The sequence below is a fragment of the Acidovorax sp. 94 genome, assembly GCF_003634645.1.
In the GTDB taxonomy this organism is placed as follows: Bacteria; Pseudomonadota; Gammaproteobacteria; order Burkholderiales; family Burkholderiaceae_C; genus Acidovorax; species Acidovorax facilis.
This window is the reverse complement of sequence record NZ_RBJA01000001.1, coordinates 4,356,937-4,374,574: the sequence shown is the minus strand read 5'-3', so window position 1 is coordinate 4,374,574 and position 17,638 is coordinate 4,356,937. Positions and strand designations below refer to the sequence as shown.

Genomic DNA, 17,638 nt, shown 5'->3' with positions numbered 1-17,638 from the left:
CCTTTGCTGTTTTTGACGGCGTCACCATGGTCCTGCCGCCGGCCCGATTTCCAACCAAGACCTTCCGGTCGTCCGATCCATGCTTCTCGCTCTTTGGCCACAAGGCTGGTCCCGACAGCAACGCAGCAATGCCACGCTGGTCGCTGCACTGGTGCTGATGGTTCTGGCCCTCTCGTTGCTGGGCCAGTTGCTTTCGTTCTTTCCTGACCCTATCGGCCCCAACGCCCAGGCGTTTTCCGAAGGCGCGCGCACCACGCTGTGGCTCACGCTGGTCAGTGGTGCCGTGGGCCTGGTGCTGGGCACGGCGGCGGCGCTGGCCCGCACCGCCCGCTGGACGGCCGTGCGCTGGATTGCCGGCGTGTACATCTGGGCGATTCGCGGCACACCGCTCTTGGTGCAGATCCTGTTTGTGTACTTTGCCCTGCCCGTGCTGGTGCCGGGGCTGAACCTGCCCGACTTTGCCGCCGCCGTCGTGGCCCTGGGGCTGAATGTGGGCGCCTACAACGCCGAAGCCCTGCGCGCTGGCCTGCTGGCCGTGCCCCGGGGTCAGACCGAGGCCGCCAAGGCGCTGGGCCTGGGCCGCATGCACGTGTTCCTGGACGTGGTGTTTCCGCAGGCGTTCAAGATCTCGCTGCCGCCGCTGGTGAGCAACTTTGTGGCACTACTCAAGGACTCGTCACTGGCCTACGCCATCGGCGTGGTGGAGCTGACCAATGTGGGCAACCGCATCCAGTCGGCCACGTTCCAGCCCATTGCCACGCTGACCACGGTGGCCATCACCTACCTGCTGCTGACCACGCTGGTCACGCAAGTCTCCAACGCCGTCGAATACCGCTTTGACGTGGAAGGGCGCAACCGATGACCGCAACGACCAACCAGCCCAAGCCCTACATCGTGGCCGAGCGGGTGTGCAAGTCGTTTGGTGCACACCAGGTGCTCAAGGACGTCTCCACCGTGTTCCACACCGGCGAGGTAACGGTGATCATCGGCGCCTCGGGCTCGGGCAAGAGCACGCTGCTGCGCGCCATCAACCGGCTCGAACCCCACGACAGCGGGCGAATCACCATCGACGGCGTGGACGTCTGCGACGACCTCGCCACCCTGCAGCGCCAGCGCTGCGAGGTGGGCATGGTGTTCCAGCAGTTCAACCTGTTCGGCCACATGAGCGTGCTGGACAACGTGACGCTGGCGCCCCGCCGCATTCGCCGCACCCCGCGCACCCAGGCCAACGACGAAGCCATGCAGCTGCTGCGCCGCGTGGGTATGCAGGACCATGCACACAAGTACCCGTGGCAGCTGTCAGGCGGGCAGCAGCAGCGGGTGGCCATTGCGCGTGCGCTGGCCATGCAACCCAAGGTGATGCTGTTTGACGAGCCCACATCGGCACTCGACCCCGAGATGGTCAAGGAAGTGCTGGACGTGATGCGAGGCCTCGCGCGTGGTGGCATGACCATGATTGTGGTCACCCACGAAATGGGCTTTGCGCGCGAGGTGGCCGACCGCGTGATGTTCTTCGATCAGGGCCGCATTGCGCACGATGCGCCGCCGCAGGAGTTCTTCAGCAACCCGGCCAATGACCGCATCCGCGCGTTCCTGGGCCAGGTCAGCCACTGAGCCGCGTCCTCACCGGACTGCACTGCAAAGCAGAGGCCGCCGGGCAACCGGCGGCCCTTTTTTCTTTTGGTTTTGGGGAATTCTTCCGATGCGTACTGAACGCTGGGGCCTGATGGCCCTGTTGGCTGTGACCGTGGTGTGGGGCACCACCTTCCCGGCCATGAAACTGCTCTCGGCGCACCTGGACGCGCTGCAGATCATCTGGCTGCGGTTCGTGATCGCGCTGCTGGTGCTGGCGCCGTTGTGGCGCGGCATGCTGCGCCACGAGCGGCGCTGGGGCTGCGCGCTGGGGTTGCTGCTGTTCCTGGCGTTCTGGCTGCAGATCGAGGGCCTCGCGCGCACCAGCAGCAACCGCAATGCGTTTGTCACCGGCCTGAACGTGCTGGTGGTGCCGCTGATCGCCATGGCCTTCCTGGGACGGCGCTATGGCTGGCGACTCTGGGGTGCCTGCGTGATGGCGCTGGCGGGCATGGCCCTGATGTTCCACGAAAACGAGCCCTGGAACCTGGGCGATACGCTGACGCTGGCCAGCACCGTGTTCTACGCGCTGTACATCCTGGCGCTGGAAGAGTGCGCACGCCGCACGGCCGCGCAGCCGCTGCGGGCCACCCGCATGGCCGCCGCGCAGGCCACGGTGATGGCGCTGGCGTCCACCGCGCTGCTGCTTGCGCAGGGCGAGGGCATGGGCTGGCTACGGTCCGTGGCCGACCTGCCTCTGGATGCGTTGCTGGCGCTGCTGTACCTGGGCCTGCTGGCCAGCGTCGTGGTGGTGACGCTGCAGGCCTGGGGCCAGCAGCGCGTGGACGCCATGCGCAGCACCATCGTGTTCGGGCTGGAGCCGGTGTTCGCGGCCCTCACAGCCTGGGTGCTGCTCGGGGAAAGGCTGGGCTGGGCGGGGCTCGGTGGCGCCGCGCTCATCGTGGCAGCGCTGGTGTTCAGCCAGATCCAGCCTGCTGCGCGCGCAGGCCGGACGCAACGGGCCTGAGAGGCGCGGTACGCCCTCCGAGCCGTTCCGCGCGTTCCTCTCAGGGGAACGCCACCCATGGTCTGGCGGAGCCTGTTCCACAGGTGGCACGGGCACCACGGGCGCGGCCATTTCAAGCCAAAACGGACTCTAGCGCTTATCCACAAAGCGCAAACAGCTATTATTTATATAGCAAACTATGGCGCAATCAGCGGCACATCGACCGCTTTGCGGGGCTTGCCGATCGGGGCCGAGGCCAGGCCTTTTTGCACAGCCGCCATGTCTTCCTCGTTGGGATAGTCGCCCAGCAGCCAGTAGTCAAACACCCGGCGCGCGATGGGGGCGGCGTGCGCAGCGCCGAAACCGGCGTTTTCCACGATGGCCGCAATCACGATGGTGGGGTTTTCGGCAGGAGCAAAGGCGGCAAACAGCGAGTGGTCACGCTGGTGTTCTTCCAGCGCCTTGGCGTTGTATTTGACGTTCTGGCCCATCGTCACCGCCTGGGCTGTGCCGGTCTTGCCGCCCGAGGTGTAGGGCGCCCCGGCAAACACGCGCGTGCCGGTGCCGCCCTTGTTCACCGCCACCATGGCGTTGCGCACGATGTCCACGTTCTTCGGCAAAAAACCCAGATCCACTCCCGGCGGCTGGCTGATCTCGGTGACGACGCCCGTGACCGCGTTTTTCACCGCCTTGGCCATGTGCGGCCGGTAGCGAATACCGCCATTGGCCAGCGTGGCCTGCGCCAGCGCCAGCTGCAGCATCGTGAAGTTGTTGTAGCCCTGGCCAATGCCCAGCGACACGGTTTCGCCGGGGAACCAGCGCTTCATCTCGGGGCGCTTGTAGGCATTGCGCTTCCACTCGGTGCTGGGCAAGGTGCCGCGCACTTCGCCATTGAGGTCGATGCCCGTGGACTGTCCAAAGCCCAGCGGCTTCATGAAGTCATGGATGGCATCGACACCCATCTCCACCGCCAGCGAATAGAAATACGTGTTGCTCGACTGCTGGATGGCGCGGTGCATGTCCACCCCGCCCAGCCCGCCCTCGTGGCTGCGGAAGGTGTGGCCGCCGAAGGTATAAAAGCCCGGGTCGTTGACCACCATGCTGGGCGAGCGCTTGCCCAGCTGCAGCGCGGCCAGCGCCATGAAAGGCTTGTAGGTGGAGCCCGGCGGGTAGGTGCCGCGCATGGCGCGGTTGAGCAGGGGCTTGTCGATGGATTCGTTGAGCGCGGTCCAGTTCTCCACGTCGATGCCTTCGACGAACAGATTGGGATCGAAGGTGGGCTTGCTCACCAGCGCCAGGATCTCGCCGTTGCGCGGGTCGATGGCCACCAACGCGCCCCGGCGGTTGCCGTACATGTCTTCAATGAGCTTTTGCAGCTTGATGTCGATCGACAGCATCACGCTGTCGCCGGGCGTGGCCGCGTGGCTGGAGAGCTTGCGCACCGCCCGCCCCCCGGCCGAAGTCTCCATCTGCTCGACCCCGGTGGCGCCGTGCAGGGCCGACTCGAAGCTCTGCTCGATGCCCAGCTTGCCGATGTATTCGGTGCCCCGGTAGTTGGCCTCGTCTTCGGAGTCCTGGATGCGCGCCTTCTCCGTCTGGTTGATGCGGCCGATGTAGCCGATGGCATGGCTGGCCACGTCACCCAGCGGGTAGTTGCGAAACAACCGTGCCTTGATGTCCACGCCCGGAAAACGGTAGCGCTGTGCGGTGAACCGCGCCACTTCCTGGTCGGTCAGCCGCGTGCGGATGGGGAGGGACTCGAAGTTGCGCGACTCTTCCATGAGCCGCTTGAAGCGGCGCCGGTCACGGCTCTGGATTTCCACCACCTTGGACAGCTCGTCGACGGTCTCGTCCAGCACCCCGACGCGCGAGGGCGTGATCTCCAGTGTGTAGGCCGAATAGTTGGTGGCCAGCACCACGCCGTTGCGGTCCAGGATGAGCCCCCGGTTGGGCACGATGGGCACCACCGCCGTGCGGTTGCTCTCGGCCTGCGCCGCCAAGTCTTCGTGCCGGACCACCTGCAGATACACCAGCCGGGCAGCAATGAGGCAGAACGCAAAAAACACCAGGGCGCCGATGACCAGGGCCCGCACCCGAAAGCGCGAAGCATCGGCTTCGCTGCTGCGCACCTCAGTCACGCCCACCCTCCCATTCGGGCGCGCGCAAGCCCAGGCTCAACCCCCAGGGGCCAAGGCGGAACGCTGGCGAAATGCGCGGGCATCAAGAAAGGCATGGGCTACAGAGGCCGGTTCTGGTCGCGGTCGGGCGGGCGGCGCTGCGGAGCCAGAAGCACCCAGCTGGCCAGGGGCCACAGCAAGGCCTCCAGCACCGGTGCGAGAAAACTCCACAGCCCCGGGAATATGCCCCCGGACGCCATCCGCAGCAAGAGCTCGATCACGTGGGCGAGGGCAAACAGGGGCAACACCTGTAAGGCCTGCGACGGCACGCTGAACCACAGCAGGCGGCGGTGAATGGCAATCGCGCCAAACGACAGCACGGTATAGGACAGCGCATGCTGGCCCAGCAGCGCCGACTGGCTCACGTCCATGCACAGGCCCAGCAGGAATGCTACCCCCATGCCAATGCGCAGCGGCTGGTGCACACCCCAGAAGACCAACAACACCATGAGCACATCGGGCGTCCAGACGATGCGGCCCAGCGGCAGCATGTTGATGGCCAGGCCCACAGCCAAGCTGGCCCAGATGAAGACCGGGTTCACCGGCATCAGCAGGGGCTCACCACGCGGCATGATCATCGTGGGCCTCCTTGTGGGGTCAAGCGGTGGCTCACTTGCGGCCTCCGCGCTTGTTGGCGGGGACAGCCGGGGCGGGTTCGGGACGCGCCAGTTCATTGTCGGCCAGCGGCTTGAGCACCACCACATGGCGCGCGCCCTGCACCTGGGCGAGCGGTATGCAATAGATGCGCGCAAACGCAGAGTCGGCACGGCGCTCCACCCGCACCACGCGCGCCACAGGCAGGCCGGGCGGGTACAGACCGTCCACACCGCTGGTGGTCAGCAGGTCGTCCTCGCGAATGTCTGCATTGGCGGGCATGAAGCGCAGCTCCATGCCACCGCCATGGCCCGCTACCGGGTCGCCATAGGCCACGCCGCGCACACCGGTACGGATGTTCAGCACCGGAATCGCCTGATCGCGGTCTACCAGCAAGGTGACTTCGCTGACCAGCGGGAACACGCGGGTGACCTGACCCAGCACACCGGCTTCATCCATCACGGGGGCGCCCAGTTCCACGCCACCCATCTGCCCCCGGTCCAGCACCACGCGGCGCGTGTAGGGGTCGGCCGTGTCGTAGATCACCTCGGCCGCCTGGGCGGGTGTCTGCAGCCGGTCGCGCAGCTCCAGCAGTTTGCGCAGCCGCTGGTTTTCCATCGCCAGCTGATCTGCCTGGTTGGCCCGCTGGCCCATCACGGTCATTTTCTTGCGGGCGGCATCCAGGTCATCCTGCGCGGTTTGCAGCGACTGGAAATAGCTGCGCCCGTGGCTGGCGAATTCCACGGGCTGCAGCATGAGCCACTGCACGGGGTACAGCACCGTGGCCACGGCCTGACGGAAGGGGCCGGTGATCTGAAAGCGTGCATCGGCCACCATGAGGAAAAGCGCCAGCGCGCTGAACACAGCCAAACGCGACAGGGCCGAAGGGCCCTGTTTGAAGAAAGGGGGAGCGCTGCGCTCCAGAGTACCCAGGGGCATGGTGCGCAGCGGTCAGGGTCGGCACCGTGGAGACACATCCACGGGCGGGTGCTCAGAAACAAGCATTGGAGCAGGTGCAGTCATGCAATTCAGAGCGAAAAAAGTGCCTGCAGCATACAGGCCCGCTGGCTTACTCGCTCGTGAAAATGCTGCCCAGACGGTCCATGCGCTCCAGGGCGATGCCGCAGCCGCGCACCACGCAGGTCAGCGGGTCTTCGGCCACCAGCACGGGCAGGCCGGTTTCCTCGGCCAGCAGGCGGTCCAGGTCGCGCAGCAGAGCGCCACCGCCGGTCAGCATCATGCCCCGGTCGGCAATGTCGGCGCCCAGCTCAGGAGGGGTTTGTTCCAGCGCGTTCTTCACGGCCGAGACGATCTGGTTGAGCGGGTCGGTCAGGGCTTCCAGCACTTCGTTGGACGAAATGGTGAAGCTGCGTGGCACGCCCTCGCTGAGGTTGCGGCCCTTGACTTCCATCTCGCGCACTTCGGAGCCCGGGAAGGCCGAACCGATGTTCTTCTTGATGGCTTCGGCCGTGGGCTCGCCGATCAACATGCCGTAGTTGCGGCGGATGTAGCTGATGATGGCCTCGTCAAACTTGTCACCGCCCACGCGGACGCTGCCCTTGTAGACCATGCCGCCCAGCGAGATCACGCCCACTTCGGTGGTGCCGCCACCGATGTCCACGACCATGGAGCCCGAGGCTTCCGAGACGGGCAGACCAGCGCCGATGCCAGCAGCCATGGGTTCTTCGATCAGGTACACCGCCGTGGCGCCCGCAGCCTCGGCCGCGTCCTTGATGGCGCGGCGCTCGACCTGGGTGGAGCCGCAGGGCACACAGATGATGATGCGCGGGCTGGGGGTGAACAGCGTGCGCGGGTGCACCATCTTGATGAACTGCTTGATCATCTGCTCGGTGATCACGAAGTCGGCGATCACGCCATCCTTCATGGGCCGGATGGCTTCGATGTTGCCGGGCACCTTGCCCAACATGGCCTTGGCTTCACGACCTACGGCCTGGATGACTTTCTTGCCGTGGGGGCCACCTTCGTGGCGGATGGCGACGACGGAAGGTTCATCAAGAACGATACCTTTGTCGCGGGCGAAGATGAGGGTGTTGGCTGTGCCAAGGTCAATGGCAAGGTCGGTGGAGAAGTACCGACGGAAAGCTCCGAACATTCAAAAGTCCTCTCGGGCACGGCATGCACGTCGGCCTGCCATCGCCAGGTATTTCAGGGGTGTTTATTGGCTTTTTTCACGCAATTGACTCCCATTCCGGGAGCTTTGCGGCAAAGCCGGGATAATACCCCATCCCCTGTGAATAACTCCCTCCGGCGAGCACCGGATCACAGCTTTACTTCTGGTTTCTCTAGATTCTCCTCCCTATGGCACTGACCCCCCAGGACATCGGCCGCATTGCCAACTTGGCGCGGCTTGAGCTGACACCTTCCGAAAGTGAGCGCATACTCACGCAGCTCAATGGTTTCTTTGACATCGTGGAACAGATGCGGGCTGTGGATACCTCGGGCGTCACGCCCCTGGCCCACCCCGTGGCCGCCATCCAGGACGTGCAGCTGCGCCTGCGCGAAGACCTGGCCAGCGAGCCCAACCAGCGCGAAGCCAACCAGCAAAGCGCCCCCGCTGTCGAACGAGGCCTGTTCCTCGTGCCCAAAGTGATCGAGTAAGAGCCCCGCCGCATGACTTCCACCGCATTGCATGACCTGGGCGTGGCCCAGCTGGCCACCGAGCTGCGCGAGCGCCGCGTCTCGGCCGTCGAGGCCGCCCAGCATTTCCTCGCCCGCGCACAGGCCCACCAGAACCTGGGCGCCTACGTGGCCGTGAACCCGGACATCACCCTGGCCCAGGCCCGCGCGCAAGACGCAGCCATCGCCGCAGGCACCGCCGGCCCGCTGGCGGGCGTGCCGATTGCGCACAAGGACATCTTTGTCACCAAGGATTTCCCCAGCACCGCCGGCTCCAAGATGCTCGCGGGCTACCAGTCGCCCTTTGACGCCACCGTGGTCACCAAGCTCGCCGACGCGGGCGCCGTGACACTGGGCAAGCTCAACTGCGACGAGTTCGCCATGGGCTCGGCCAACGAAAACTCGGCCGTCGCCCCCGTGGGCTTTGACGCCCCCGCCCCCGTGCGCAACCCCTGGGCCACCGACCGCATCCCGGGCGGCTCGTCCGGCGGCAGCGCCGTGGCCGTGGCCGCACGCCTGGCCCCGGCCGTCACCGGCACCGACACCGGCGGCTCCATCCGCCAGCCCGCCTCGTTCTGCGGCATTACCGGCATCAAGCCCACCTATGGGCGCGCCAGCCGCTACGGCATGATCGCGTTTGCCTCCAGCCTCGACCAGGCCGGCCCCATGGCCCGCTCGGCCGAAGACTGCGCGCTGCTGCTGTCCGCCATGTGCGGCCCCGACCCGGACCGCGACTCCACGTCGCTCGATGTGCCTGCAGAAAACTTCAGCGCCAAGCTCAACGACAGCATCGACGGCCTGCGCATCGGCATCCCCGCCGAGTTCTTTGGAGAAGGCCTGGCGCCCGATGTGCGCGCCGCCGTAGATGGTGCCCTGAAGGAATACGAGAAGCTCGGCGCCAAGCTCGTGCCCATCAGCCTGCCGCGCACGCAGCTGTCCATTCCGGTCTACTACATCATTGCTCCGGCCGAAGCATCGTCCAACCTCTCCCGCTTTGACGGCGTGAAGTTCGGCCATCGCGCCAAGGACTACACCGATCTGGTGGACATGTACAAGAAGACCCGCGCCGAAGGTTTTGGCGACGAGGTCAAGCGCCGCATCATGATCGGCGCCTATGTGCTCTCGCACGGCTACTACGACGCCTATTACCTGCAGGCACAGAAGATCCGCCGCATGATCGCCGACGACTTCCAGAATGCCTTCAAGGACTGCGACCTGATCGCCGGCCCGGTGGCCCCCACGGTGGCCTGGAAGCTGGGCGACCATGGCAACGACCCGCTGGCCGACTACCTGGCCGACATTTTCACCCTGCCCGGCTCGCTGGCCGGGCTGCCCGGCATGAGCGTGCCCGCCGGTTTTGGCGAGGGCGGCATGCCAGTGGGCCTGCAGTTGCTGGGCAACTACTTCCAGGAAGCCCGCCTCCTGAACGCTGCGCACCGCCTGCAGCAAGCCACCGACTTCCACCTCCGCCGTCCGGAGGGCTTCTGACATGACCGCCAAACTGATCCATGGCTACGAAGTTGTCATCGGCTTCGAAACCCACACCCAGCTCGCCACCCAGAGCAAAATTTTCAGCCGCGCGCCCACCGCTTTTGGCGCCGAGCCCAACACGCAAGCCTGCGCGGTGGACCTGGCCCTGCCGGGCACCCTGCCCGTGATGAACCGCGAGGCCGTGGCCTGCGCTATCAAATTAGGACTGGCACTGGGCTCCTACATTGCGCCAGTGAGCATTTTTGCGCGCAAGAATTACTTCTACCCCGACCTGCCCAAGGGCTACCAGATCAGCCAGTTCGAGATTCCGGTGGTGCAAGGCGGTGAGGTGGAATTCTTTCTGGGCGATGAGAAAAAGACCGTGCGCCTGGTGCGCGCCCACCTCGAAGAAGACGCAGGCAAGTCCTTGCATGAAGACTTCATCGGCCAGAGTGGTATCGACCTGAACCGCGCGGGCACACCGCTCCTGGAGATCGTGACGGAGCCCGACATGCGCTCGTCCGAAGAGGCCGTGGCCTACGCGAAAGAGCTGCACAAGATCGTGACCTGGATCGGCATCTGCGACGGCAACATGCAGGAAGGCAGCTTCCGCTGCGACGCCAACGTGTCGGTGCGCAAGCCCGGCGCCGAATTGGGCACGCGACGCGAGATCAAGAACCTGAACTCGTTCAAGTTCATGCAGCAGGCCATCGACTACGAGATCCGCTGGCAGATCGAGCAGATCGAGGACGGCCACGCGATCCAGCAGGCCACCGTGCTGTTCGACCCGGACACGGGCGAAACGCGCGCGATGCGGACCAAGGAAGATGCGGCGGACTACCGCTACTTCCCAGACCCCGACCTGCCTCCACTACACATTTCAGAGCAGTGGGTGCAGGATGAACGTGCGCAGATGGCTGAATTGCCTCGCACCATGGCCGCCCGTTTTGTGGCGGACTATGGCCTGCCCGAGTACGACGCCACCACGCTCACGCAGAGCAAGGCCATGGCGGCGTACTTTGAAGCGGCCGCCAAAGCCTGCAGCCAGCCCAAGCTGGCCAGCAACTGGATCATGGGAGAGGTGTCGCGCCGCCTGAATATGGCGGAGACCGGTATCGAGCAAGCTCCTGTAACTGCAGCGCAGCTGGCCGCATTGATCGGCCGCATTGCCGACGGCACGATCTCCAACAACGCCGCCAAGCAGGTGTTTGATGCGCTGTGGACCGGAGAGTCCAACGACGTGGATGCCGTCATCGAATCCAAGGGCCTCAAACAGATGAACGACTCCGGCGCGCTGGAGAAGATCATCGACGAAGTGATTGCCGCCAACCCCGACAACGTGACGCAGTTCCGCGCGGGCAAGGACAAGGCCTTCAACGCGCTGGTCGGCCAGATCATGAAGGCCAGCAAGGGCAAGGCCAATCCGACGCAGGTCAACGAACTGCTGCGCGCCAAACTGGCGGGCTGAGCGCAAGACTGTTGAAACTGCCGCAAAAACAAAGGGGCCTTTCGGCCCCTTTGTTTTCATGCTGTCCATCCGAGGCAGCGATGCGGCGCGTTCTCTGGTCCGCTGCGACCCTAACTTGGTGGGTTATCGGCTGCCGCCCGCGGGCACCGCGCTGGCAGCGGGCGCCGCGACAGCAGACGCTGCGGAGGGGGGCACACGCTGCGCATCCCACAGCTTGCGCAACTGCGACAGCTCGGTGTCAAACCGCGCATGCACGCGGCGCTTTTCCTGGTCTTGCCCCGCGATGAAGCGCTGCTGCTCGGCCAGGCTGTCGTCAATCTCAGCGATCTTGCGGCGCAGCGTCATGGGGGCCTTGTTGGGGTCCTTCTTGTAGAACTCCATCTCCACATCGAGCTTCTTGCGCTCCGCCTTCAGCTCCAGCGTTCGCTTTTCTGCGGTGGCCGTCACGTCATCCACCATCTGGATGGCCGCAGCGCGCTCCACATCGTGGGCGGCCTTGTCGGGGTAGCGGGCCACCAGCACGCGTTCGCGGCGGCGCTCTTCCACCACACGGGCGCGCTCTTCGGCATCCTTGCGGTTCTGGGCGTCCTGGGCTGCGCGCTCCAGCTCGGTGAGCGAGGGGCCAATCTGGCGGCGCGTGATGCCCGAAGGGCTGAGTTCGCGCTGCTCGCGGTCCAGGCATTCCGGGATGGGCCGGTCGGCCGTCAGCCGACGGCCGTTGCGGTCCACGCACGTGTAAATACCGCCCGTCGCACCCTGGGACTGTGCCGAGGCCAGCTCTGCGCCCAGGGTGAGCAGCATCACCCCGCCCATGATCCACGCCGACTTGCTCAAATGGTCTACCCTTCGTTAACACCGTACCGCTGGCGATAGGCCAGCACCTTTTCGTGATGCGAGCGCATCCCCTCTTCCCCGTTTTGGGAGAGATACAGCAATAAGTCTGCCAACCGGGCAATGGCACACACCTGCATGCCCAGTTGCTCGCGCACGTACTGCACGGCGCTGTGGTCCACGTCCTGGCCATTCTCCGTGGCTTTTTCCTGGCGGTCCAGCGCAATTGCAACCGCATGCGGCGTAGCACCCGCAGCGCGGATGATGGCGATGGACTCGCGGGCGGCGGTGCCAGCCGACATCACGTCGTCCACGATCAGCACCCGGCCTTTGAGGGGTGCGCCCACCAGCGTGCCGCCCTCGCCGTGGTCCTTGGCCTCCTTGCGGTTGTAAGCAAAGGGCACGTTGCGGCCCAGGCGCGCCAGCTCCACGGCCACGGTAGCGGCCAGCGGAATGCCCTTGTAGGCAGGGCCAAACACCATGTCGAATTCGATGCCGCTGGCCAGCAGGGCTTTTGCATAGAATTCCGCGAGCCGCCCGATCTTGCTGCCATCGTCGAACAGCCCTGCATTGAAGAAATACGGGCTCAGGCGCCCCGCCTTGGTCTTGAATTCGCCAAACCGCAGCACGCCCGATTCGACGGCAAAACGTACAAAATCCTGCGCCAGCTGGCCCTGTTCAGAGGTTTGCGCGCCAACATCCACCATGGGGAATTCCTTGTTCAAGTTAACCAGCCTCAATCTCAATGGCATCCGCTCGGCCACCAGCAAAGGCGTGGAAAGCTGGATGGCAGCCACGCGGCCGGATTGTATTTGTGTGCAGGAAGTGAAGGCCCAGGCGGCCGACATGGCCAACCGGTTCGAGCGCATGGCGGGCCTGCAGGGCCACTTCCACTTTGCCCAGAAAAAGGGCTATTCCGGCGTGGGCATCTATACCCGGCACGAACCCTCTGATGTAGTCATTGGCTATGGGTCAGCAGAGTTCGATACAGAAGGTCGATATGTGGAGCTGCGTTTTGACACACCGGCCCGCAAGCTGTCGATCATCAGCGCTTACTTTCCGAGTGGTTCCTCGGGCGAAGAACGCCAGCAGGCGAAGTTCCGGTTCCTGGCCGAGATCCATCCCCACCTGATGAAAGTCAAGCGCGAACGTGACTTCATTCTGTGCGGCGACATCAACATTGCGCACCAGCAAATCGACCTCAAAAACTGGCGCAGCAACCAGAAAAACAGTGGTTTTTTACCCGAAGAACGGGCCTGGATGACAAAACTGTTGCACACAACTGATGAGGGCGGCGGCATCATAGACGTTTACCGTCAGTTACAACCTACCGCCACAGATACCGCCTACACATGGTGGAGCAACCGGGGGCAGGCGTATGCCAACAACGTGGGTTGGCGGCTGGACTACCACCTGGCCACCCCCGCGCTCGCGGCGCTGGCACGTGCTGAATCCATCTACAAAGGTGAAAAGTTCTCAGACCACGCTCCCATCACGGTGGACTACGACTTCAGCCTTTGACGATGCCCGCTCCTGACCCTCGATGAACGACACCGCTGTTTCCACCGCCCTCCCCGCCCACGGATTCCGCCCGCCCAATGCGGAATCCTTGTGGAAACAGCTCTCCGCCCCCCACCCCACCGTCGGCAAGGCGCGGCACCTGGGTGAAGCGCTGATCCACGCCGGCATGTTGTCCCCGTCGGCCCTGCAAGACGGCCTGCAGGCCCAGCAGCAGGAGCGCAGCGCCGGGCAGAACCGGCTGATCGGGCAGATCCTGGTGGATGACGGTATCTTGACCCAGGAGCAGTTGCGCCAGGTCATTGCCGCGTGGCTGGGCGACTACACCGTGCACCCCGGTGACATCACGCCCGATGCGGCGGCCCTGGCCATGGTGCCCCGGGCGATGGCAGAGCGTGAATCGGTGCTGCCGCTGATTGCCCGCGATGACGCGCTGGTGCTGCTGATGGCCGACCCGCTCGATCGCGTGCTGCTGGACGAACTGCGGTTTCTCACGCAGCGGCGGCTCATTCCGCTGCAGGCCGCGCCAGGCACACTGATGCCCGCCATCCACCGCGCCTACCGCACCCAGTCTGGCGGCGCCGACGCCACCACCGCCGCCCGAGCCACCTCGCGCGAGCTGGCCGCCAACCTAGGCAGCACCGTCCCGGACGCAGACTCCGAGCAGGCCGACGTGATCAGCGAGTCGGACAACACCCTGGTGCGGCTCATCAACTCGGTGATCGACGAAGCCATCCACCACCGCGCGTCCGACATCCACATCGAGACCGAGCCCGCGCCGCAGAACGTGCGCATCCGCCTGCGCATCGACGGCGACCTCACGCCCTACCTGGAGCTGCCCGCGCGCTACCGCTTTGCGATGGTGGCGCGCATCAAGATCATGGCGGGCATGGACATCTCCGAGCACCGCAAGCCCCAGGACGGCAAGATCGACTTCGCGCGCTTCGGAGGCCCGCCCGTGGAGCTGCGCGTAGTCACCGTGCCCACCTCGCGCGGACTGGAAGACGTGGTGCTGCGCCTGCTGGCGGGTGCCAAGCCCCTGCCGCTGGAGAACATCGGCCTGAGCCAGCCCAACCTGCTGGCGCTGCGCTCCGTGGTGCAAAAAAGTTATGGCCTGGTGCTGGTGTGCGGCCCTACGGGCTGCGGCAAGACGACCACGCTGCACTCGGTGGTGCGCGACATCAACACCGCAGGCCGCAAGATCTGGACGGCCGAAGACCCCATCGAGATCACGCAGGAAGGCCTGCGCCAGGTGCAGGTGAACCCGCGCATCGGCTGGACCTTTGCCGCCGCCATGCGCACCTTTTTGCGCGCCGACCCCGACGTGATCATGATCGGCGAGATGCGCGACGAGGAAACCGCGCGCATCGCCATCGAGGCCTCGCTGACGGGACACCTGGTGCTGTCCACCCTGCACACTAACTCGGCGCCCGAGAGCATTGCGCGGCTGCTGGAGATTGGCCTGGACCCGTTCAACTTCTCCGATTCGCTGCTCGCCATCCTGGCCCAGCGCCTGGTGCGCCGCCTGTGCACAGCCTGCCGCGAGCCGCGTGTGGCCGACCACGACACGCTGCTGGGCCTGGCATCGCAGTACCTGGACAGTGGCACCAACAACTCCCCCGAGGCCCGCGAAGCACAGGTGGCGCGCTGGCGCCAGCAGCACGGCGGCGCACAGGGCGAGCTGCGCCTGTGGCGCCATGTGGGCTGCACGAAGTGCGAAGGCCATGGCTACCACGGCCGGCTGGGCATCCATGAGCTGATGATGAGCGACGAGACTATTCGCCAGCACATCCGCCACCGCGCCCCCGCCTCGGACATCCGCCACTCGGCACTGGCCGCTGGCATGCTGACCCTGCGCCAGGACGGCATCGAGAAGGTGCTGCAGGGGCTGACCGACATGTCGGAAGTGGTCGCGGCAACCAACCTGTGAGGCGGGCCCACCGCCGGTGATGCCTGCCGCCGGTTTTTTAGCCAAATTGGGCTCTAGCGCTTATCTGACAAGCGCTAGAAGCTATCAATCAATGAGTCCTTCCGAGAAGAGGAACTCGCCCACCGGCTTGCGCGCACCGCCGCCTCAGCGATCCAGCTCGTAGTGAAACACCTTGGCAATGATCTGCCAGCGCCCGTCCACGTGGATCAGGGTCAGCAGGTCGGTGAAGTGCTTGGGCAGGATGGCGCATTCCACCCTGGCCAAAGCGGTCACCGGCCCGGCAAACTCGATGGACAGGATGCGCTCCTGCACCGTCTCGCCCCGGCTGGCGGGCGAGGGGCGCTGGTCCACGATGGGGAAATATTCCTCCATGCGCAGGATCAGCGCAGGCTCGGCCGTGGCGCAGGCATAGACCGCCTGCGGGTGGAACACGCGGCGCAGGCGCTGTGTATCGCTGTGGCACAGACCGTCGAAATATTCCTGCAGCACGGCGGCGACTGCGTCAAAGCGCGGGTCACTCATGGCGCGCTCCCGTCGGCGGCGGCGCGAGCGCGCTGGCGGCGCACGGTCACCGTTTCACCCGCCACGCCCCAGTTGTCGGTCTCGACCTCGTCGATTACCACAAAGGTGGTGGCGGGCTCCTTGTTCAGAACGCGCACCAGCAAATCGGTTGCGCCTTGGATCAGCGCCGCTTTTTGCGCACTGCTGACGCCTTCACGGGTCACTTTGATGTTGATGTAAGGCATGGCTATTTTCCTTGGGATGAAGCAATGGCCTCTCAGCCCAGCAACCCTTCGGCCCGCATCGCGGCCTGCACGGCGGGGCGCGCGGCCACACGGCGCAGGAAAGCCTGCAGATGGGCCAGGTCGCTGATATCCAGCTTCACGAACTTGGCCCAGCCCAGCACCACAAAAAGGTAGGCATCGGCCGCCGTGAAGTGCTCGCCCGTCAGGTAGGGGCCGTGCTGCAGCTGCGCGTCCAGCCAGCCCATCTTCTTGCGCAGCAGAGCGGCCAGCGTGGCCTTGGCGTTGTCGTCCAGCCCGGCGTGGAACAAGGGCGTGAAGGACTTGTGCAGCTCGGTGCTCACGTAGTTCTGCCACTCCATCACCCGGTAGCGCGCCAGCGTACCAGCTGCGGGCATGAGCTGCGTGGCCTGGGCCTGGTCGGCGATGTATTGCGCAATGACCGGGCCTTCGGTGAGGCGGGAGCCGTCCGCCAGCTCCAGCACAGGCACCTGGCCTTTGGGGTTGATGGCATAAAAATCGCGCCCGTCTGCCGTGCGGTGGCGCTCGGTATCGACCTTTTCCAATTCGAAAGTGAGGCCACATTCGCGCAGCAGGATGTGGGGCGACAGGGAGCAGGCGGCGGGAGAAAAGTACAGCTTCATGGGGTTGCCTTTGGAGCGTGGTGGAAAGATGAAGCAATGGTATTGAGGATGCAAACAGCAATAAACTAGGCGTCCGGAATTTCACTGATTACATCAAGTAATAAACAGAACATGGCGCGCCAATTTGACGACCTGAAGCTGGGCAGCATCGAACTGTTCTGCCTGACCGCGCAGTGGCAAAGCTTCACGGCCGCCGCCCAGGCGGCCGGGCTGACGGCGGCGGCCGTGAGCCGATCGGTGGCGCGCATGGAGGCGCGCCTGGGCGTGCGGCTGTTCCAGCGCACCACGCGCCAGGTGCGGCTGACCGACGCAGGCAAGCGCTACTACGAGCAATGCCGCCAGGCGCTGGGCCAGCTGGCCGAGGCAGAACGCGAGCTGTCGGGCCAACAGCAAAGCCCGGCAGGCCTCGTGCGCTTCAGCCTGCCCACCTCCTACGGGCACTGCCGCATCCTGCCCCTGCTGCCCGCATTTGCGCAGGCCTACCCCGACGTGGAGCTGGAGCTGCAGTTGAGCAACCGCAACGTGGACTTCACCGAAGAAGGCTTTGACCTGGCCGTGCGCGGTCGAGCCCCCATCGACTCGGGGCTGGTGGCGCGCAAGCTGGAGGACGCCGCCCTGGTGGTGGTCGCTGCCCCGGCGTACCTGGCGCGTTGCGGCACGCCGCATGCCATCGCCGACCTGGCGGCGCACGAATGCATCCAGTTTGTGCTGCCCAGCAGCGGCCAGGCGGTGCCATGGATACTGCGCGACGCCGCCGGGCGCGATGTGGAGGTGCCCACCCAAGGCCACCTGCGCTGCGCCGACGACATCCTGGGCCCCGTGACCCTGGCGCGTGCAGGCGCAGGGCTGCTGCAGACCTACCGTTTCATTGTGGAAGCCGATCTGCACGGCGGCGCCTTGCAGGAGGTGCTGCCCGCCCATGCCGATGCCTCTCGCCCGTTTTCGCTGCTGTACCCCGCCAACCGGCACATGCCGCTGCGCGTACGCGTGCTGGTGGATTTCCTGGTGCAGCGGCTCGCTGCGCGATAAAGCTCCCCCGTGACCAGGG

18 protein-coding genes are annotated in these 17,638 nt (G+C 65.3%); 9 read left to right on the top strand and 9 right to left on the bottom strand.

The annotated features are described in order from the left end of the window. Window positions 1–79 precede the first annotated feature (79 nt). From C8C94_RS20120 to C8C94_RS20110, 3 genes are all read left to right on the top strand, one after another. On the top strand, window positions 80–862 hold the full coding sequence (locus tag C8C94_RS20120) for an amino acid ABC transporter permease (RefSeq protein WP_121421972.1): 783 nt from the start codon (window positions 80–82) through the stop codon (window positions 860–862). Beyond that, window positions 859–1,614, top strand: coding sequence for an amino acid ABC transporter ATP-binding protein (locus C8C94_RS20115; protein WP_055394382.1), 756 nt, complete (start codon window positions 859–861; stop codon window positions 1,612–1,614). The genes C8C94_RS20120 and C8C94_RS20115 overlap by 4 nt, the downstream gene beginning before the upstream one ends. Before the next feature lie 88 nt (window positions 1,615–1,702). Continuing rightward, window positions 1,703–2,599 (top strand): DMT family transporter, encoded by an 897-nt coding sequence (locus tag C8C94_RS20110; protein ID WP_121421971.1) that lies wholly within the window; start codon window positions 1,703–1,705, stop codon window positions 2,597–2,599. A 176-nt stretch (window positions 2,600–2,775) separates the two neighbouring features. On the opposite strand, the gene mrdA is transcribed toward C8C94_RS20110, so the two are convergent. The 4 genes from mrdA to C8C94_RS20090 form a co-directional block, all read right to left on the bottom strand. Further along, complete coding sequence (mrdA, locus tag C8C94_RS20105; protein ID WP_121423004.1) at window positions 2,776–4,716, bottom strand: penicillin-binding protein 2; 1,941 nt, start codon at window positions 4,714–4,716, stop codon at window positions 2,776–2,778. Between the two features lie 98 nt (window positions 4,717–4,814). Next, window positions 4,815–5,333 (bottom strand): rod shape-determining protein MreD, encoded by a 519-nt coding sequence (gene mreD / locus C8C94_RS20100; protein WP_121421970.1) that lies wholly within the window; start codon window positions 5,331–5,333, stop codon window positions 4,815–4,817. 31 nt (window positions 5,334–5,364) lie between these two features. Next, window positions 5,365–6,288 carry a rod shape-determining protein MreC gene (mreC, locus tag C8C94_RS20095; RefSeq protein ID WP_055394389.1) on the bottom strand — a complete coding sequence of 308 codons (924 nt, stop codon included), beginning with the start codon at window positions 6,286–6,288 and terminating at the stop codon, window positions 5,365–5,367. 130 nt (window positions 6,289–6,418) lie between these two features. Beyond that, complete coding sequence (locus C8C94_RS20090; protein ID WP_005798130.1) at window positions 6,419–7,462, bottom strand: rod shape-determining protein; 1,044 nt, start codon at window positions 7,460–7,462, stop codon at window positions 6,419–6,421. Window positions 7,463–7,668: 206 nt separating this feature from the next. Here C8C94_RS20090 and gatC point away from each other — a divergent pair, with 206 nt between their 5' ends. From gatC to gatB, 3 genes are read left to right on the top strand one after another with little or no spacing between them, the layout of a single operon-like run. Continuing rightward, window positions 7,669–7,968 carry an Asp-tRNA(Asn)/Glu-tRNA(Gln) amidotransferase subunit GatC gene (gene gatC / locus C8C94_RS20085; protein ID WP_121421969.1) on the top strand — a complete coding sequence of 100 codons (300 nt, stop codon included), beginning with the start codon at window positions 7,669–7,671 and terminating at the stop codon, window positions 7,966–7,968. Between the two features lie 12 nt (window positions 7,969–7,980). After that, on the top strand, window positions 7,981–9,474 hold the full coding sequence (gene gatA, locus C8C94_RS20080; RefSeq protein ID WP_121421968.1) for an Asp-tRNA(Asn)/Glu-tRNA(Gln) amidotransferase subunit GatA: 1,494 nt from the start codon (window positions 7,981–7,983) through the stop codon (window positions 9,472–9,474). A gap of 1 nt (window position 9,475) precedes the next feature. Further along, on the top strand, window positions 9,476–10,924 hold the full coding sequence (gene gatB, locus C8C94_RS20075; protein ID WP_121421967.1) for an Asp-tRNA(Asn)/Glu-tRNA(Gln) amidotransferase subunit GatB: 1,449 nt from the start codon (window positions 9,476–9,478) through the stop codon (window positions 10,922–10,924). 123 nt (window positions 10,925–11,047) lie between these two features. Here the strand turns inward: gatB and C8C94_RS20070 are convergent, their stop codons facing one another. Both C8C94_RS20070 and pyrE read right to left on the bottom strand, forming a co-directional pair. Next, entirely contained in the window at window positions 11,048–11,758 is a 711-nt protein-coding gene (locus C8C94_RS20070; RefSeq protein ID WP_121421966.1) for a DUF4124 domain-containing protein, read from the bottom strand. 5 nt (window positions 11,759–11,763) lie between these two features. Then, entirely contained in the window at window positions 11,764–12,462 is a 699-nt protein-coding gene (gene pyrE / locus C8C94_RS20065; protein ID WP_121423003.1) for an orotate phosphoribosyltransferase, read from the bottom strand. Between the two features lie 10 nt (window positions 12,463–12,472). Here pyrE and C8C94_RS20060 point away from each other — a divergent pair, with 10 nt between their 5' ends. Both C8C94_RS20060 and C8C94_RS20055 read left to right on the top strand, forming a co-directional pair. Then, complete coding sequence (locus tag C8C94_RS20060; protein ID WP_121421965.1) at window positions 12,473–13,276, top strand: exodeoxyribonuclease III; 804 nt, start codon at window positions 12,473–12,475, stop codon at window positions 13,274–13,276. A gap of 22 nt (window positions 13,277–13,298) precedes the next feature. Next, window positions 13,299–15,203, top strand: a complete 1,905-nt coding sequence (locus tag C8C94_RS20055; protein ID WP_121421964.1) for a GspE/PulE family protein — start codon at window positions 13,299–13,301, stop codon at window positions 15,201–15,203. Between the two features lie 144 nt (window positions 15,204–15,347). Here the strand turns inward: C8C94_RS20055 and C8C94_RS20050 are convergent, their stop codons facing one another. Genes C8C94_RS20050 through gstA form a run of 3 tightly spaced genes read right to left on the bottom strand, consistent with a single transcriptional unit; the run spans window position 15,348 to window position 16,590 of the window. Further along, window positions 15,348–15,725: a nuclear transport factor 2 family protein gene (locus C8C94_RS20050; RefSeq protein ID WP_121421963.1), complete on the bottom strand. Its 378-nt coding sequence runs from the start codon at window positions 15,723–15,725 to the stop codon at window positions 15,348–15,350. Continuing rightward, a complete protein-coding gene (locus C8C94_RS20045; RefSeq protein ID WP_121421962.1) occupies window positions 15,722–15,949 on the bottom strand; it encodes a 4-oxalocrotonate tautomerase family protein in 228 nt (75 codons plus the stop codon). Before C8C94_RS20045 ends, C8C94_RS20050 begins: the two co-directional genes overlap by 4 nt. 32 nt (window positions 15,950–15,981) lie before the next feature. After that, window positions 15,982–16,590: a glutathione transferase GstA gene (gene gstA, locus C8C94_RS20040; protein WP_121421961.1), complete on the bottom strand. Its 609-nt coding sequence runs from the start codon at window positions 16,588–16,590 to the stop codon at window positions 15,982–15,984. 111 nt (window positions 16,591–16,701) lie between these two features. Between gstA and C8C94_RS20035 the strand changes: the two genes are divergently transcribed. After that, window positions 16,702–17,619, top strand: a complete 918-nt coding sequence (locus tag C8C94_RS20035) for a LysR family transcriptional regulator (protein WP_121421960.1) — start codon at window positions 16,702–16,704, stop codon at window positions 17,617–17,619. Window positions 17,620–17,638 lie beyond the last annotated feature (19 nt).

Bases quoted from the DNA above. Each gene is read 5' to 3' on its own strand.
- gatC (WP_121421969.1), top strand. From the start codon at position 7,669: ATGGCACTGACCCCCCAGGACATCGGCCGCATTGCCAACTTGGCGCGG.
- mreD (WP_121421970.1), bottom strand. From the start codon at position 5,333: ATGATCATGCCGCGTGGTGAGCCCCTGCTGATGCCGGTGAACCCGGTC.
- mreC (WP_055394389.1), bottom strand. From the start codon at position 6,288: ATGCCCCTGGGTACTCTGGAGCGCAGCGCTCCCCCTTTCTTCAAACAG.
- C8C94_RS20090 (WP_005798130.1), bottom strand. From the start codon at position 7,462: ATGTTCGGAGCTTTCCGTCGGTACTTCTCCACCGACCTTGCCATTGAC.
- C8C94_RS20120 (WP_121421972.1), top strand. From the start codon at position 80: ATGCTTCTCGCTCTTTGGCCACAAGGCTGGTCCCGACAGCAACGCAGC.
- C8C94_RS20050 (WP_121421963.1), bottom strand. From the start codon at position 15,725: ATGAGTGACCCGCGCTTTGACGCAGTCGCCGCCGTGCTGCAGGAATAT.
- gatA (WP_121421968.1), top strand. From the start codon at position 7,981: ATGACTTCCACCGCATTGCATGACCTGGGCGTGGCCCAGCTGGCCACC.
- C8C94_RS20045 (WP_121421962.1), bottom strand. From the start codon at position 15,949: ATGCCTTACATCAACATCAAAGTGACCCGTGAAGGCGTCAGCAGTGCG.
- C8C94_RS20110 (WP_121421971.1), top strand. From the start codon at position 1,703: ATGCGTACTGAACGCTGGGGCCTGATGGCCCTGTTGGCTGTGACCGTG.
- C8C94_RS20055 (WP_121421964.1), top strand. From the start codon at position 13,299: ATGAACGACACCGCTGTTTCCACCGCCCTCCCCGCCCACGGATTCCGC.
- C8C94_RS20035 (WP_121421960.1), top strand. From the start codon at position 16,702: ATGGCGCGCCAATTTGACGACCTGAAGCTGGGCAGCATCGAACTGTTC.
- C8C94_RS20115 (WP_055394382.1), top strand. From the start codon at position 859: ATGACCGCAACGACCAACCAGCCCAAGCCCTACATCGTGGCCGAGCGG.
- gatB (WP_121421967.1), top strand. From the start codon at position 9,476: ATGACCGCCAAACTGATCCATGGCTACGAAGTTGTCATCGGCTTCGAA.
- pyrE (WP_121423003.1), bottom strand. From the start codon at position 12,462: ATGGTGGATGTTGGCGCGCAAACCTCTGAACAGGGCCAGCTGGCGCAG.
- gstA (WP_121421961.1), bottom strand. From the start codon at position 16,590: ATGAAGCTGTACTTTTCTCCCGCCGCCTGCTCCCTGTCGCCCCACATC.